Source organism: Phytohabitans sp. LJ34, from assembly GCF_052068095.1.
In the GTDB taxonomy this organism is placed as follows: domain Bacteria; phylum Actinomycetota; class Actinomycetes; order Mycobacteriales; family Micromonosporaceae; genus Phytohabitans.
Map to the genome: position 1 here is coordinate 1 of NZ_JBQHDG010000027.1, position 14,211 is coordinate 14,211.

Sequence of the window (14,211 nt, forward strand, 5' to 3'; positions counted from 1 at the left end):
GCAGCGCGGGTCGGGGATCTCGGCGAGCGCCAGCTCGCCGCCGACCCGCGCGGTCTCCGGCGGGAGCAGCGGTCCGCGGCTGACACGGACTCGGGCAAACTCCAGCTTGAAGCACACCACGACGGCGTCATCCTGATCCCTCGGGTCAGAACGCGCAGGCGATGACCAGCTCAGGTGTGCGGTCGGGTAGCAGGTCGAGCCGCTCGATCCGCCCCGCCGCCCGAAAGTCGCCCGCTACCCGCGCCAGCCGGTCGAGCTGCTCAGCCGGGCCGAGCGCCTCGGCCAGCGGCACGTCCGCTCGCATCGACAGCCGTCGCTCCGACTTGGCACGGCGCACCTGGGTCAGCGCGGCACTCGCCACCTTCAGCAGCTCGGGGTCGCCGTCCGCGGTCAGCTCGTAGCGGGACGGCCAGGGCGCGCGGTGCACCGAGCCGTACCGCCACCACGACCACACCTCCTCGGTCGCGTACGGCAGGAACGGCGCGAACAGCCGCAACTGCACCGACAGTGCGGTCGCGAGGGCGGCGCGGGCGGAGTCGGCACCCTCGCCCGACCCGTACGCCCGCTCCTTGACCAGCTCGATGTAGTCGTCGCAGAACGTCCAGAAGAACGCCTCGGTCGCCTGGAGTGCGCCGGTGTGGTCGTACTCGTCGAAGGCGGCCGTGGCCGTGTGCAGCGCCGCGGAGAGGCCGGCCAGCATCGAGGCGTCGAGCGGCTCGGTCACCGGCGCACGGAGTGCCTCCGCCGCCCCCAGCCCGAGGGCGAACTTGGACGCGTTGAGCAGTTTCGTCGCCAGCCGCCGGCCCACCTTGATCTGGCGTGGCTCGTAGGCGAGGTCGGTGCCGGGGCGCCCGTTGGCCGCCCAGTAGCGCACCGCGTCGGCGCCGTGCTCCTCCAGCAGGGCCATGGGGGTGACGACGTTGCCCTTGGACTTGGACATCTTCTTGCGGTCGGGGTCGAGGATCCAGCCGGACTGCACGGTGGTGTGCCACGGCAGCACGCCGTGCTCGAGGTGTGCGCGCACCACCGACGTGAAGAGCCAGGTGCGGATGATCTCCTGCCCCTGCGGCCGCAGATCCATCGGAAAGACCCGCCCGAACAGGTCGGGATCGGCCTCCCAGCCGCCGATGATCTGGGGTGAAAGCGAGGAAGTCGCCCAGGTGTCCATGACGTCCGGATCGCCAATGAAACCGCCCGGTCGTCCCCGGTCCTCGGCGGTGAATCCGGCCGGAATGTCCGAAGATGGGTCGATCGGTAGCAGCGCCTCGCTGGGTGTGAGAGGGTGTTCGTGGTCCGGCTCGCCAGCGTCGTCGAGCCGGTACCAGACGGGGATCGGCACCCCGAAAAAGCGCTGGCGGCTGATCAGCCAGTCGCCGTTGAGCCCGCCCACCCAGTGTTCGTACCGGTGGCGCATGTGCTCCGGCACCCACCGCAGCTCCCGCCCCCACGCGAGCAGCGCGTCCCGCAGACCGGGGTCGCGGCCGCCGTTGCGGATGTACCACTGGCGGGTGCCCACGATCTCCAGCGGCTGCTCGCCGTTTTCGTAGAACTTGACCGGGTGGGTGATCGGCCGCGGCTCGCCCACGAGGTCTTCGCCGAGCAGCTCGACGATCGCCTTGCGCGCGGCGTTGACGGTGAGCCCGGCGAGCGGCGCGTACACCCCGGCCGGCACCCCCGCCGGCGCCTCGGGCAGCAGCCGCCCGTCGCGCCCGATCACCACGCGGGTGTCGAGCTGGAGCTCCCGCCACCAGGTCACGTCGGCCAGGTCGCCGAACGTGCACACCATCGCGATGCCGGTGCCCTTGGCCGGGTCGGCGAGCGCGTGCGCGCGCACCGGCACCTCGACGCCGAACAGCGGCGTCCGCACCGTGCGCCCCACCAGCGCCGCGTATCGCTCGTCGGAGGGATGGCACACCAGCGCCACGCACGCCGGCAGCAGCTCGGGTCGAGTCGTCTCGACGTAGACCGGCTCGTCGCCGTGGAAGCGCAGCTTGTGGTACGCGCCAGGACGCTCGCGATCCTCGAGCTCCGCCTGGGCCACCGCCGTGCGGTAGCCCACATCCCACAGCGTCGGCGCGTCGGCGGTGTATGCCTCGCCCCGCGCCAGGTTGCGCAGAAACGCCCGCTGCGACACCAGCCGGGCCTGGCGCCCGATCGTCGTATAGGTCAGCGACCAGTCGACCGACAGCCCCAGCCGCCGCCACAGCTCCTCGAACGCCCGCTCGTCTTCCACGGTGAGCCGCTCACACAGCTCGATGAAGTTACGCCGCGAGATGCTTTCCGGCTTGCCGCTGGGCGTCCACTCCGGGTCGTACGGGAGCGAGGGGTCGCAGCGCACCTTGAAGACGTTTTGCACGCGGCGCTCGGTGGGCAGGCCGTTGTCGTCCCACCCCATCGGGTAGAAGACCATCTTGCCGCGCATCCGCTGGAAGCGCGCGATGAGATCGGTGTGCGTGTACGAGAAGACGTGCCCCATGTGCAGCTCGCCCGATACGGTCGGCGGAGGCGTGTCGATCGCGTATACGTCCGAGCGGTCCTTCGACCGGTCGAACGCGTACGTGCCCTCCTCCTGCCAGCGGCGCGCCCACTTCTCCTCCAGCCCGTCCAGCGTGGGACGGTCCGGGAGACCGGGGCGCGCGGTGCGCACCGTATCAGTCATGCGTTAGAGCCTACGGACGTCCGCGCGAGCCGGCACCGCGATATCCCGCCCGCCCTTCACACATCGAGATTTTGCCCGCGTCCGCGTCACCTGCGGACCGTATGCTCCCGCGGGCACCGCTGCGGCCGGCGGCTCGCAGAGCGAGCCGAAATCCCCGACCTCCGCTGCCAGGTTCGCGGGACAAACCCAAAGCGTGCACCACGCGTCCGTCCACAGTAGATCAGCCGGACTGCCTTCTCCCGGCAGCGTTCGCCGACATCCTCGACCGTCGCTGCGGGCGCCTTCGCGGATCGGTGCGACTGGCTTGCTGTGAACGCTGTCGAGCTGCTCGCACGAATGCGGCCAACGCGATCGTCGCGTCCGGTCGGCGGCGGGGTGGTGACAGTGGCCTTGCCGCTCATAGGGCCGTGGTGGTTACGGAGCCTCCGCGGTGGTCTAGTGACCACAAACCTCGGCCGGGCACCCCGCGCAGGACGGGCCGGCCTCGCCGGCCATCGTCTGTGACACAGCGTCAGCAGGCTCAGCCGAGAAACGTCGAGATCTAGGAGATTTAGGGTTGCTAAAGCGCCCTAACTCTCCAAGATCTCGGATCTGGGCCACGCGTCCGGCGGCGGCGTTTACTCAGAGCGACGAAACCCTGTTTCAAATCTCCCGCCGCCTGTTCGGCAACAGGCATTGCGGACAAACATCGCGGGCCGCGCGTCCGCCGGAGGCAAAGGGAGCGACCGCGACCAAACGAGGGTGAGCGCGACCAGCAGCGGACGGGTGAGGCCGCGGGAGCAACGGTCCGGACCACGACGGACATCGCGGTAGCTCAAATCTCCGTCTTTGATGGGGGTTTGCGGCCGCGGTGACTAATCCATCCCCGACATAGAGATGACGCTAGTGCGTGACCACAAACCTTGGCCGGCTTCGCCGGCACCCGGTGAAGGTTTGCGGTCACCGCACTAGACCAGGGAGTCTCGCCATTGGCGGTGTAGGTCGGCGTAGCGGCCGCCATCGGCGATCAGTGCCGTCGGTGGGCCGTCTTCGACGATGCGGCCGGCTTCGAGCACCAGTACGCGGTCGGCGATTTCCACTGTGGACAGGCGGTGGGCGATGACCAGCGCGGTGCGTTCGCGGAGGATGGTGCGGAGGGCGCGTTGGACGAGGCGTTCGCTGGGCACGTCGAGTGAGGATGTGGCCTCGTCGAGGATGAGGACGGTGGGGTCGGCGAGGAAGGCGCGGGCGAACGCGACAAGCTGCCGCTGCCCCGCCGAAAGCCGCCCGCCACGGCGGTGTACGTCCGTGTCGTACCCCATGGGGAGGGCTTCGATGAAGGCGTGCGCGCCGATCGCGCGTGCGGCGTCGGCGACCTCGGCGTCGGTGGCGTTGGGGCGGCCGAAGCGGATGTTGTCGGCGATGGTGCCGGAGAAGAGGTGGTTTTCCTGGGTGACCATGACGACGGCGTGGCGTAGGTCGGTGTCGGTGACGTCGCGCAGGTCTACGCCGTCGAGGGTTACGGTGCCGCCGACCGGGTCGTAGAAGCGGGCGACGAGCTTGGCGATGGTGGACTTGCCGGCCCCGGTGGCGCCGACGAGGGCGACGGTCTGGCCGGCCGGGATGTCGAGGTCGAGCGCGGGGAGGATGGGTTTGTCGGGGCGGTAGTGGAAGGCGACGGAGCAGAAGTTGACGGCGCCGCCGGCGTCGGCGGGCAGGGCCACCGGCTTTGCCGGTGCGGGCACCGAGGGCTTCTCGTCGAGTACCCCGGCGAGCTTTTCCAGTGCGGCGGTGGCCGACTGGAGCGCGTTGTAGAACTGGCTGAGCTCCTGCATGGGTTCGAAGAAGCGGCGCAGGTAGAGCAGGAACGCGGCGAGTACGCCGATTTCGGTGTGGCCCTGCATGACCTGCCAGCCGCCGTAGGTCAGGACGACGGCGATGGCGATGTTGCCGATCACCTTGATGCCGGGGGAGTAGACGGCGATGAGCCGGAAGGCGTGCAGGTTGGCCCGGCGGTAGTCGTCGTTGAGGTCTTCGAAGATCTGCTGGTTTCGCGGCTCGCGGCGGAAGGCCTGCACGGCGCGGATGCCGCCGAGCGACTCCACGAAGTGGACGATGACGAGCGCGACGGCTTCGCGGGTGCGGCGGTACGCGCGGGCGGAGGCGCGGGCGAACCAGCGGGAGAGGAAGAGCAGGAAGGGGAAGGCGAGCAGGGTCACGGCGGCCAGTGGGGCGTCGAGCCAGAGCAGGATGCCCGCGACGGAGAGGACGGAGAGGCCGGCGAGCACCAGGTCGTCGATGCCGCCGTCGACGAGCTCGGCGATGGAGTCCATGTCGCTGGTGAGGCGGGCGACGACGCGGCCGGAAGTGTAGCGCTCGTGGAAGTCGACGGACAGGCGCTGGAAGTGGTCGTAGACCCGCTGGCGCAGGTCGAGCAGCACGGCCTGGCCGATGCGGGCGGAGAGGATGAGAAAGCCGCGCTTGCCGAGGTATTCACCGGCGGCCGCGGCCAGGAACGCGGTGGCGATCGCGGCGAGCACGGTGGCGTCGCCGTTGTCGCGCAGCGGTGGGATGCCCTTGTCGATGCCGAGCATCACCAGGAAGGGCCCGGCCATGCCGGCGGCGTTTTGCAACAGCAGCAGTCCGACGGCGAGCGCGAGCGCCCGGCGGTGCGGCCGGATCAGCGATGCGAGCAGCACCCGGCTGCGGGCGCGCAGCCGCACCACCGAGCCGGTCTCCGCGAGCGTCTGATCGGCGGCCTGATCGGCCGCCCGGCCGCGCCAACTATCGGCTGACGACATCGTCGGCTTCGGCGGAGAGGGCGGCGCGGTAGGCCGGCACGGTGTCGAGCAGCTCCGAGTGGGTGCCGATCGCGGCGATCTCGCCACCGGCGAGGAGCGCCACCCGGTCGGCGAGGGCCACTGTGGACGGTCGGTGCACGACGAGCAGTGCGGTGGTGCCGTGCAGCACGCGGGAGAGCGCCTCTTCGACGAGCGCCTCGGTGTGCACGTCGAGCGCGGAGAGCGGGTCGTCGAGCACCAGCACGCGCGGGCGGCCGATGACCGCGCGGGCCAGCGCGAGCCGCTGCCGCTGCCCGCCGGAGAGGGAGAGCCCCTGCTCGCCGATGCGGGTGTCGAGCGCCCACGGCAGCTCGTAGACGAACTCGGCCTGCGCCACCCGCAGCGCCTCGTAGATCTCGTCGTCGGTGGTCTCGCGGCGGCCGAGTGTGAGGTTTTCCCGCACGGACATCGAGAAGAGCGTCGGGTCTTCGAACGCCATACCCACAAGACGCCGCAGCGAGCCGAGCTGGATGTCACGGATGTCTCGCCCGTCGAGCGTGATGCGCCCGCCGGTGACGTCGTAGAGGCGGGGCATCAGCGAGACGAGGCTCGTCTTGCCACAGCCGGTGGCGCCGACGATCGCGAGCGTCTCGCCGGGCCGCACGTCGAGGTCGATCCGGCGGAGCACCGGCGTGTCGGTGCCCGGATAGGTGAACGTGACGGCCTCGAACCGCACGTGCCCGCGGGACTCGGTCACCGCGACGGCCCGTGGTCTGTCCACGATGGATGGACGGGTGTCGAGGACCTCGTAGATGCGGTCGGCGGCGGTCATCGCCTCCTGCGCGTTCGCGATGATCCAGCCGAGCGACTCGATCGGCCAGATCAGCATCAGCTGGAGCGAGACGAACGCGACGAGCTGGCCCAGCGTCATGTCGCCGGCGGCGACGGTGGCGGCACCGGCGACGAGCACGACCGCGAGCGTCAGGTTGGGCACCAGGTCAAAGCGGGCGGAGCTGAGCGCGAGCAGCCGGCCCTTGCCGATCGCGGTGTCGTGCAGCTGCCGCGCCTCCCGCCCGAAGCGGTCGGCCATGAACGGCCGCCGCCCGAACGCCTTGATCGTGCGCAGCCCCTGCGCCGACTCCTCGACGAGCGTGGCGACGTCGCCGAGCTCGTCCTGCATGCGCCGGGACGCCGCGATGTAGGCCCGGGAGAAGCGGCGGCTCATGATGAACAGCGGGATCGCGCTCGCCGCCACCAGCAGCCCCAGCGGCCAGCGCAGGTGGATGAGGAGCGCGACCACCGTGACGTAGGTGGCCGTGTTGACGATCAGGAAGACCAGCCCGAACGACAGGAACCGCCGGATCACCGAGAGGTCGGCGGTGACCCGCGAGAGCAGCTGCCCGGACTGCCACTGGTCGTGGAAGCCGATCTGGAGGCGCTGGAGGTGGGCGTAGATCTCGTTACGGATCGTGGCTTCCATCCCCAGCGCGGAAGCGGCCTGGGTCCACCGGCGGATGAAGATGAGTGCCGCCTCGATGAGCCCGAAGGCGGCCGCAAGCCCGCCGAGCCACCACAGGCCGGCCGGATCGCGGTCGGCGATCGGGCCGTCGACCACGCGCTGGACGACGAGGGGAACGGCGATGCTGGCGCCCGTGGCCGCGAAGGCCGCGAGCACCAGCCACACCATCAGAGCTAGATAAGGCCGGACATAACGGCGGATGCGCCACAAGTTGTGCACTGGATGGCGCCGGTCACCGTCGTAATGCACACAGTGACGGTAGCTGTTACGTCTGACGTTTACGAGCTTGTTGTCCCTTCGTGTGCCAGAAGCCACTTCTTGGTGTTCATTCCCCAGCGATAGCCGCGGAGCGTGCCATCGGTGCCCACGACGCGGTGGCACGGGACGAAAAGCGCGACCGCGTTGCGCGCGCAGGCGCTCGCGGCGGCCCGGATCGCCTCGGGGCGGCCGGACAGCTGGGCGAATCCGGTGTACGTCACGGGCTGCCCCGGCTTCACCTCGCGCAGCACCTCCCAGGCGTGCGCGAGGTACGGGCCGCCGGTGCGCTGCTCGACCGGCACCTCGTCGATCGCGGCCAGCTCCCCGTCCAAATAGGACAGCACCGCGCCGCTGACCGGTCCGAGGTCCGGTCGCGGCCGCGGTTCCTCCCGCAGAGCCGGGTGTACCAGCGCAAGCAGCCGCCCCACGTCGGTCGTGAAGCCAGCCGCGCGTACCGCGCCCGCGTCGCTCGCCAGGATCGTGAACGGGCCGACCGGTGTCTCGATGGTGGTGCTGTTCATGCTTGTCTCCAGAGTCGGATCAGGGCGTACGAGCGCCACGGCGCCCAGCGGGCCGCGTGCGCGTCGAGCGCCTTCGGGTCGTCGGGGAGGCCGAGCGCCTTCGCGCCCCGGCGCACCCCCAGGTCTGTCGGGAGGAACGAGTCGGGGTCGCCGACGCCCCGCATCGCGACGTAGCCGGCGGTCCACGAGCCGATGCCGGGGATCGCGGTCAGGCCGCGTACCGCCTCGTCGCGATCCGCGCCGGGGTCGAGGTCCAGCCCGCCGCCGGCCACGGCCGACGCGAGTGCCCGGATGGTGGCCCGCCGCGCGGCCGGCATCTTGAACGCCTCGTCCGGCAGGGAGAGCACCTGCTCCGGGCCGGGAAACAGGTTTTCCCCGGCGGGAACCAACTTCGACAGCACCTTGCGGGCGGCCGTCACCGAGATCTGCTGGCCGACGATCGCCCGGACCGCCATCTCGAAGCTGTCCACCGAACGCGGCACCCGTACACCCGGCTCCTTCGCCACCATCGGCGCGAGCGCCTCGTCTTCGGCCAGCGCGGCGTCCACCGCCACCGGGTCGGCGTCCAGGTCGAGCAGGCGGCGGCAGCGGGCCACCGCCGGCGCCAGGTCGCGCACGTCGGAGAGGCGGAGCAGGGCGGCCACGTAGCCCGGCGTGGGCGTCAGCTCGACCGTGGCCGTGCCGTGCGGCAGCCGCAGCGCCCGCCGGTATGTCGTGGTGTCCGCCTCCTCCACGCCCGGCACCGCCCGCAGCGCCAGAAACTCCAGCAGCGACTCGGCGTGCAGCGGCGGCCGGTACGCCAGTCGCAGGTGGATCGCGCCCGGCTCCGGCGCTCTGCTCAGTTGCTCGCTCCGCTCGCTTCGGCCCCGGCTGCCGGCCGGCCCGCGCTTCGGCTTGCGCAGCGCCGACGGCGCCATACCGAACACCTCGCGGATCGTGTCGTTGAACTGCCGCACGCTGCCGAACCCGGCCGCGAACGCGATCTCGGCCAGCCCCAGGTCGGTCGTCTCGATCAGGATGCGCGCGGTCTGCGCCCGCTGCGCCCGGGCCAGCGCGAGCGGCCCCGCGCCAAGCTCGGCCATGAGCATGCGGTGCAGGTGCCGCTCGGTGTAGCCGAGGCGGCAGGCCAGACCGGGCACGCCGTCGCGGTCGACCACGCCGTCCGCGATGAGCCGCATCGCGCGGCCGACCACGTCGGCGCGTACGTCCCACTCGGGCGAGCCGGGCGCCGCGTCCGGCCGGCACCGCCGGCAGGCCCGGAACCCGGCCCGCTGCGCGGCGGCCGCGGACGGGTAGAAGCGCACGTTTTCCGGCTTGGGCGTGACGGCCGGGCAGGACGGCCGGCAGTAGATGCCGGTCGAGGTGACGCCGGTGTAGAACCAGCCGTCGAACCGCCCGTCACGGCTGTCGACGGCCCGGTAGCAGCGCTCGAAGTCCAACTCCACCCATCGATCGTGCCCGGCCGCCGGGCCAATTGCTCGCGGTTTTCAGACATGACCGTGGCGGCGGGGCCCGGCCGGCCGGCGCGTAGACTGGCCGCCCGTGAGTCTTACCATCGGCATCGTCGGGCTGCCCAACGTCGGCAAAAGCACGCTCTTCAACGCGCTGACCAAAAACGACGTGCTCGCCGCCAACTACCCGTTCGCCACGATCGAGCCGAACGTCGGCGTCGTGGGCCTGCCCGACTCGCGGCTGCCCAAGCTGGCCGAGCTCTACGACTCGCAGAAGGTGATCCCCGCGCCAGTGTCGTTCGTCGACATCGCCGGGCTCGTGCGCGGCGCGTCGAAGGGCCAGGGGCGGGGCAACGCGTTCCTCGCCAACATCCGCGACGCGAGCGCGATCTGCCAGGTCGTCCGCGCGTTCTCCGACCCCAACGTGGTGCACGTCGACGGCAAGATCTCGCCTGGTGACGACATCGAGACGATCAATACCGAGCTGATGCTCGCCGACCTCCAGACGCTCGAGAAGGCGCTACCGCGGCTGGAGAAGGAGGCGAAGCTCCGCAAGGACCGGGCGCCGATCGCCGCCGCCGCGGCCGCCGCCGCGAAGGTGCTCAACGAGGGCACGACGCTCTACGCCGGCGCCGCCGCGGCCGGCATCGACCTGGCCGAGCTGCGCGAGCTGCACCTGCTCACCACCAAGCCGTTCCTCTACGTCTTCAACGTCGACGAGGAGGAGCTGGCCAACGCGGAGTTCCTCGACGAGCTGCGCGCGCTCGTCGCGCCCGCCGAGGCCGTCTTCATGGACGCCAAGGTCGAGTCCGAGCTGATCGACCTGCCCGAGGAGGAGGCGCGCGAGCTGCTGGAGTCGATCGGCCAACCGGAGCCGGGTCTCCACCAGCTGATCCGGGTCGGCTTCCGCACGCTGGGCCTCCAGACGTACCTGACGGCGGGGCCGAAGGAGGCGCGGGCCTGGACCATCCCGGTCGGCGCGACCGCGCCGGAGGCCGCCGGCGTGATCCACTCCGACTTCCAGCGCGGCTTCATCAAGGCCGAGATCGTCTCCTACGACGACCTCATGGACGCGGGGACGATGGCGGCGGCCAAGGCGGCCGGCAAGGTGCGCATGGAAGGCAAGGACTACGTGATGCGAGACGGCGACGTCGTGGAGTTTCGCTTCAACGTGTAGGCGGTCTCAGGCGCCGCTGGTCACGGTGCGGTACGCGTCTTCGATGCGGGCGGCGAGGGTGACCTCGCCCTCGGTGATGGTCTCGCCGTCGCGCGGCGTCAGGCGGATCTGGGTGTGCCCGTCGAGGCGGCGGACCTCCGGCTGGAGGTGTAACGCATCGGCGACCACCTTGATACGCTCGGTGAGTGCCGCGTGTTGTGAATCATCGATTACCAGCGTGCGCTTGATCTGCCGACCCTCCCGGGTCCAGCCAGGCAGCAGGGTCAGGGCGTCGCTGAGGTAGTCACGGCCAGCCCTGCTTCCCCACAGAGCACGCATATGCCACACCTCCCAGGCGTCGTTGCCGGCTTGTGGCCAAATCGTCGCCATCTCGTCATCGTTCGGTGCCCCCCAGTCTTGCCGCTAAGCGGCTGGTGTGTCCACGCCCACATTTCCGTCTTCTAGTGCCCTACAGGACGGCTCAGGCACCCGAATTTCGTATTGATCTGGAAGGCTGGTCGGCCGTGCAGTCCGAACGGATTAACCAAAGGATCATCGTCGGCGCCGCGATCATCGTAGACGGGAGGGTTTTGGCGTGCGCTCGATCCGATCCTCCCGAAATGGCCGGTATGTGGGAGTTCCCGGGTGGCAAGGTCGAGCCGGGCGAGTCAGACGTCGAAGCGCTGGTGCGCGAGTGTGAGGAAGAGCTTGGCGTACGCGTCGCGGTCGGCGAGCGCGTGGGGGAAGACGTGCTCCTCGGGCACGGACGCGCCCTGCTGCGGGTCTTCACCGCGAAGCTGCTCGACGGCGGCGTGCCGCAGGCGCTGGAGCACGAGGAGCTGCGCTGGCTCGGCGCCGAGGAGCTGCTCTCCGTGCAGTGGCTGCCGGCCGACGCGCCGATCGTGGCGGCGTTGCCGCCGTTCCTGAAACGCTGAGGGCGCCCCGAAGGGCGCCCTCGACGTTCACGCTCAGTCCCGCTCGGGGTGGGCGTAGTTGAGGCCCTCCGTCGGCAGTGGGAACGTCACGTCGTCGCCGAACGGCGATGGGCCACCCGGCCGGTCGAACGCGACCTCGGAGATCGGCAGCTTGCCGTCTTCGCCCACCGGGGCGGTCTGCGGCCGCGGCACCTCGCGGTGCCAGTTGACCCCTTGCTCCACTTCGGACCCCTCTGTGCGCGCACCGGTGAGCGCGGCGGTCGGCACCTGCTCACCCTGGTCGAGCTGGTCGCGCCGGAAGATCTTCCGGCCCAGCCACACCAGCGGGTCGTACCGGCGGTCGACCACCCGCTCCTTCATGGGAATGATCGCATTGTCGGTGATCTTGATGTGCTCGGGGCACACCTCGGTGCAGCACTTGGTGATGTTGCAATACCCCATGCCCATCGAAGCCTGGGCGTACTCCTTGCGGTCTTCCCGGTCGTCGAGCGGGTGCATGTCGAGCTCGGCGGCGCGGATGAAGTATCGCGGCCCGGCGAACGCCTTCTTGTTTTCCTCGTGGTCACGTACCACGTGGCAGGTGTTCTGGCACAGGAAGCACTCGATGCACTTGCGAAACTCCTGCGAGCGCTCGACGTCGACCTGCTGCATCCGGTACTCGCCGGGCGCCAGCTGGGGCGGCGGCGCGAACGCGGGCGTCTGGCGGGCCTTCTCGTAGTTGAAGGAGACGTCGGTGACCAGGTCGCGGATCACCGGGAACGTCCGCAGTGGAGTGACCGTGACGGTCTCGTCCTCGCCGAACGTGGACATCCGGGTCATGCACCCCAGCTTCGGCGTGCCGTTGATCTCCATCGAGCAGGAGCCGCACTTGCCGGCCTTGCAGTTCCAGCGGCAGGCCAGGTCGGGCGTCTGCGTGGCCTGGAGCCGGTGGATGACGTCGAGGACCACCTCGCCCTCGTTGACCTCGACCTCGTAGTCCTTCAGGTCACCGCCGGTCTCGTCACCCCGCCAGACCTTGAAACGACGCTTCGCGCCCATTACTTGGCAGCCTCCTCAGCGAGCGCGTCGAACTCGGCGAGCTCCTCGTCGGTCAGGTACTTGGAAAGCTCGGTGCGGTCGAAGAGCTGGATCAGCTCCGGCCGCATCTTCGGCAGCGGCTTGTGCTCCAGCCGCACCTTGTCGCCATCGAGCGAGCAGACCAGGTTGACCTGCCGCCACTCCGGTCGCATCGACGGGAAGTCTTCGCGGGTGTGTCCGCCGCGCGACTCCTCCCGCTCCAGCGCCGCCTTCGCGGTGCACTCCGAGACGATCAGCATGTTGCGCAGGTCGAGCGCGAGGTGCCAGCCCGGGTTGTACCGGCGTCCGCCGGCCGCGCTGACCTTGCCGACCCGCTCGCGCAGCTCGGCGAGGCGGACCAGCGACTCCTCCAGCTCGCCCTTGCGGCGGATGATGCCGACCAGGTCGCCCATCACGGCCTGGAGATCCTGCTGGAGCGTGTACGGGTTTTCCCCGCCGTCGCGCTCTAGCGGCGCCAGCGCCGTCTCCAGCGCGGTGTCCAGGTCGGCCTGTGCCACCCGCGGCCGGGCCGGCAGCGCGTCCGTGTACGCGGCGGCGTGTTCGCCCGCCCGCTTGCCGAAGACGAGCAGGTCGCTCAGCGAGTTTCCGCCCAGCCGGTTGGAGCCGTGCATGCCACCGGAGACCTCGCCAGCCGCGAAGAGGCCCTGCACGTGGCCGGCCGCCGCCGCGGTGTCCGGGTCGACCTCGACGCCGCCCATCACGTAGTGGCAGGTCGGCCCGACCTCCATCGGCTCCTTCGTGATGTCGACGCCGGCCAGCTCCTTGAACTGGTGGTGCATCGACGGCAGTCGCCGCTTGACCTCCTCGGCCGGCAGGCGGCTGGCGATGTCGAGGAAGACGCCGCCGGCCGGTGAGCCGCGACCCTCCTTGACCTCGCTGTTGATGGCCCGCGCCACCTCGTCACGGGGCAGCAGCTCCGGTGGGCGCCGGTTATTGTCCGGGTCGGTGTACCAGCGGTCCGCCTCCTCCGGCGTCTCCGCGTACTGCTTGCGGAAGACGTCCGGCACGTAGTCGAACATGAACCGCTTGCCGGCGGAGTTTTTCAGCACGCCGCCGTCGCCGCGCACCGACTCGGTGACCAGGATGCCCTTGACCGAGGGCGGCCAGACCATGCCGGTCGGGTGGAACTGGAGGAACTCCATGTTGATCAGAGTGGCGCCGGCGCGCAGGGCCAGCGCGTGGCCGTCGCCGGTGTACTCCCACGAGTTCGACGTCACCTTGTACGAGCGGCCCACGCCACCCGTGGCGAGCACGATCGCGGGCGCCTCGAAGAGCACGAACTCGCCGCTCTCCCGGTAGTAGCCGAACGCGCCGGCCACCTTGTCGCCGTCGAGCAGCAGCTCGGTGATGGTCGTCTCGGCGAAGACCCGGATGCGTGAGTCGTAGCTGCCGGTCTCGGCCTTGTCTTCCTGCTGGAGGGAGACGATCTTCTGCTGGAGCGTGCGGATCAGCTCCAGGCCGGTGCGGTCGCCGACGTGCGCCAGCCGCGGGTACTCGTGGCCGCCGAAGTTGCGCTGCGAGATCTTGCCGTCCTTCGTACGGTCGAACAGCGCGCCGTACGTCTCCAGCTCCCAGATCCGGCTCGGCGACTCCTTGGCGTGCAGCTCGGCCATCCGGAAGTTGTTGAGGAACTTGCCGCCGCGCATGGTGTCGCGGAAGTGCACCATCCAGTTGTCGCGGCTGTTGACGTTGCCCATCGCGGCCGCCGCGCCGCCTTCGGCCATGACCGTGTGTGCCTTGCCGAACAGCGACTTGGAGATGATCGCCGTCTTCTTGCCCGCCAGCCGGGCCTCGATCGCCGCACGCAGGCCGGCGCCACCGGCCCCGATCACGACGACGTCGTAGTGGTGTCGTTCGATTCGCGTAGTCATATCTG

General features: G+C 70.2%; 9 protein-coding genes and 2 pseudogenes. 2 read left to right on the top strand and 9 right to left on the bottom strand.

Annotated features, from left to right (window positions below):
* Positions 1-145: 145 nt before the first annotated feature.
* The 5 genes from valS to ACTMTJ_RS37515 all read right to left on the bottom strand — a co-directional run bounded on the left by valS (position 146) and on the right by ACTMTJ_RS37515 (position 9,161).
* A complete protein-coding gene (valS, locus tag ACTMTJ_RS37495) occupies positions 146-2,659 on the bottom strand; it encodes a valine--tRNA ligase (RefSeq protein WP_441223463.1) in 2,514 nt (837 codons plus the stop codon).
* Positions 2,660-3,606: 947 nt separating this feature from the next.
* Positions 3,607-5,439: an ABC transporter ATP-binding protein gene (locus tag ACTMTJ_RS37500; protein WP_441223464.1), complete on the bottom strand. Its 1,833-nt coding sequence runs from the start codon at positions 5,437-5,439 to the stop codon at positions 3,607-3,609.
* Positions 5,423-7,105, bottom strand: coding sequence for an ABC transporter ATP-binding protein (locus ACTMTJ_RS37505; protein WP_441223465.1), 1,683 nt, complete (start codon positions 7,103-7,105; stop codon positions 5,423-5,425). The genes ACTMTJ_RS37500 and ACTMTJ_RS37505 overlap by 17 nt, the downstream gene beginning before the upstream one ends.
* 110 nt (positions 7,106-7,215) lie before the next feature.
* Positions 7,216-7,716 (bottom strand): methylated-DNA--[protein]-cysteine S-methyltransferase, encoded by a 501-nt coding sequence (locus tag ACTMTJ_RS37510; protein WP_441223466.1) that lies wholly within the window; start codon positions 7,714-7,716, stop codon positions 7,216-7,218.
* Positions 7,713-9,161, bottom strand: a complete 1,449-nt coding sequence (locus ACTMTJ_RS37515; protein ID WP_441223467.1) for a DNA-3-methyladenine glycosylase 2 family protein — start codon at positions 9,159-9,161, stop codon at positions 7,713-7,715. The genes ACTMTJ_RS37510 and ACTMTJ_RS37515 overlap by 4 nt, the downstream gene beginning before the upstream one ends.
* A gap of 97 nt (positions 9,162-9,258) precedes the next feature.
* Between ACTMTJ_RS37515 and ychF the strand changes: the two genes are divergently transcribed.
* Positions 9,259-10,344, top strand: a complete 1,086-nt coding sequence (gene ychF / locus ACTMTJ_RS37520; protein ID WP_441223468.1) for a redox-regulated ATPase YchF — start codon at positions 9,259-9,261, stop codon at positions 10,342-10,344.
* A gap of 6 nt (positions 10,345-10,350) precedes the next feature.
* On the opposite strand, the gene ACTMTJ_RS37525 is transcribed toward ychF, so the two are convergent.
* Positions 10,351-10,671 (bottom strand): 4a-hydroxytetrahydrobiopterin dehydratase, encoded by a 321-nt coding sequence (locus ACTMTJ_RS37525; RefSeq protein ID WP_441223602.1) that lies wholly within the window; start codon positions 10,669-10,671, stop codon positions 10,351-10,353.
* Between the two features lie 203 nt (positions 10,672-10,874).
* Here ACTMTJ_RS37525 and ACTMTJ_RS37530 point away from each other — a divergent pair, with 203 nt between their 5' ends.
* Positions 10,875-11,258 carry a (deoxy)nucleoside triphosphate pyrophosphohydrolase gene (locus tag ACTMTJ_RS37530; protein WP_441223604.1) on the top strand — a complete coding sequence of 128 codons (384 nt, stop codon included), beginning with the start codon at positions 10,875-10,877 and terminating at the stop codon, positions 11,256-11,258.
* A 33-nt stretch (positions 11,259-11,291) separates the two neighbouring features.
* On the opposite strand, the pseudogene ACTMTJ_RS37535 reads toward ACTMTJ_RS37530, so the two are convergent.
* The 3 genes and pseudogenes from ACTMTJ_RS37535 to ACTMTJ_RS37545 all read right to left on the bottom strand — a co-directional run.
* Positions 11,292-11,474: pseudogene (locus ACTMTJ_RS37535) on the bottom strand (succinate dehydrogenase/fumarate reductase iron-sulfur subunit); the annotation flags it as partial.
* Positions 11,475-11,539: 65 nt separating this feature from the next.
* Positions 11,540-12,296 (bottom strand): annotated as a pseudogene (locus tag ACTMTJ_RS37540) (succinate dehydrogenase/fumarate reductase iron-sulfur subunit); the annotation flags it as partial.
* Positions 12,296-14,206 carry a fumarate reductase/succinate dehydrogenase flavoprotein subunit gene (locus tag ACTMTJ_RS37545; protein WP_441223469.1) on the bottom strand — a complete coding sequence of 637 codons (1,911 nt, stop codon included), beginning with the start codon at positions 14,204-14,206 and terminating at the stop codon, positions 12,296-12,298. The pseudogene ACTMTJ_RS37540 and the gene ACTMTJ_RS37545, both read right to left, overlap by 1 nt.
* Positions 14,207-14,211: the final 5 nt, after the last annotated feature.

Bases quoted from the DNA above. Each gene is read 5' to 3' on its own strand.
- ACTMTJ_RS37500 (WP_441223464.1), bottom strand. From the start codon at position 5,439: ATGTCGTCAGCCGATAGTTGGCGCGGCCGGGCGGCCGATCAGGCCGCC.
- ACTMTJ_RS37545 (WP_441223469.1), bottom strand. From the start codon at position 14,206: ATGACTACGCGAATCGAACGACACCACTACGACGTCGTCGTGATCGGG.
- ACTMTJ_RS37510 (WP_441223466.1), bottom strand. From the start codon at position 7,716: ATGAACAGCACCACCATCGAGACACCGGTCGGCCCGTTCACGATCCTG.
- ACTMTJ_RS37505 (WP_441223465.1), bottom strand. From the start codon at position 7,105: ATGGTGTGGCTGGTGCTCGCGGCCTTCGCGGCCACGGGCGCCAGCATC.
- valS (WP_441223463.1), bottom strand. From the start codon at position 2,659: ATGACTGATACGGTGCGCACCGCGCGCCCCGGTCTCCCGGACCGTCCC.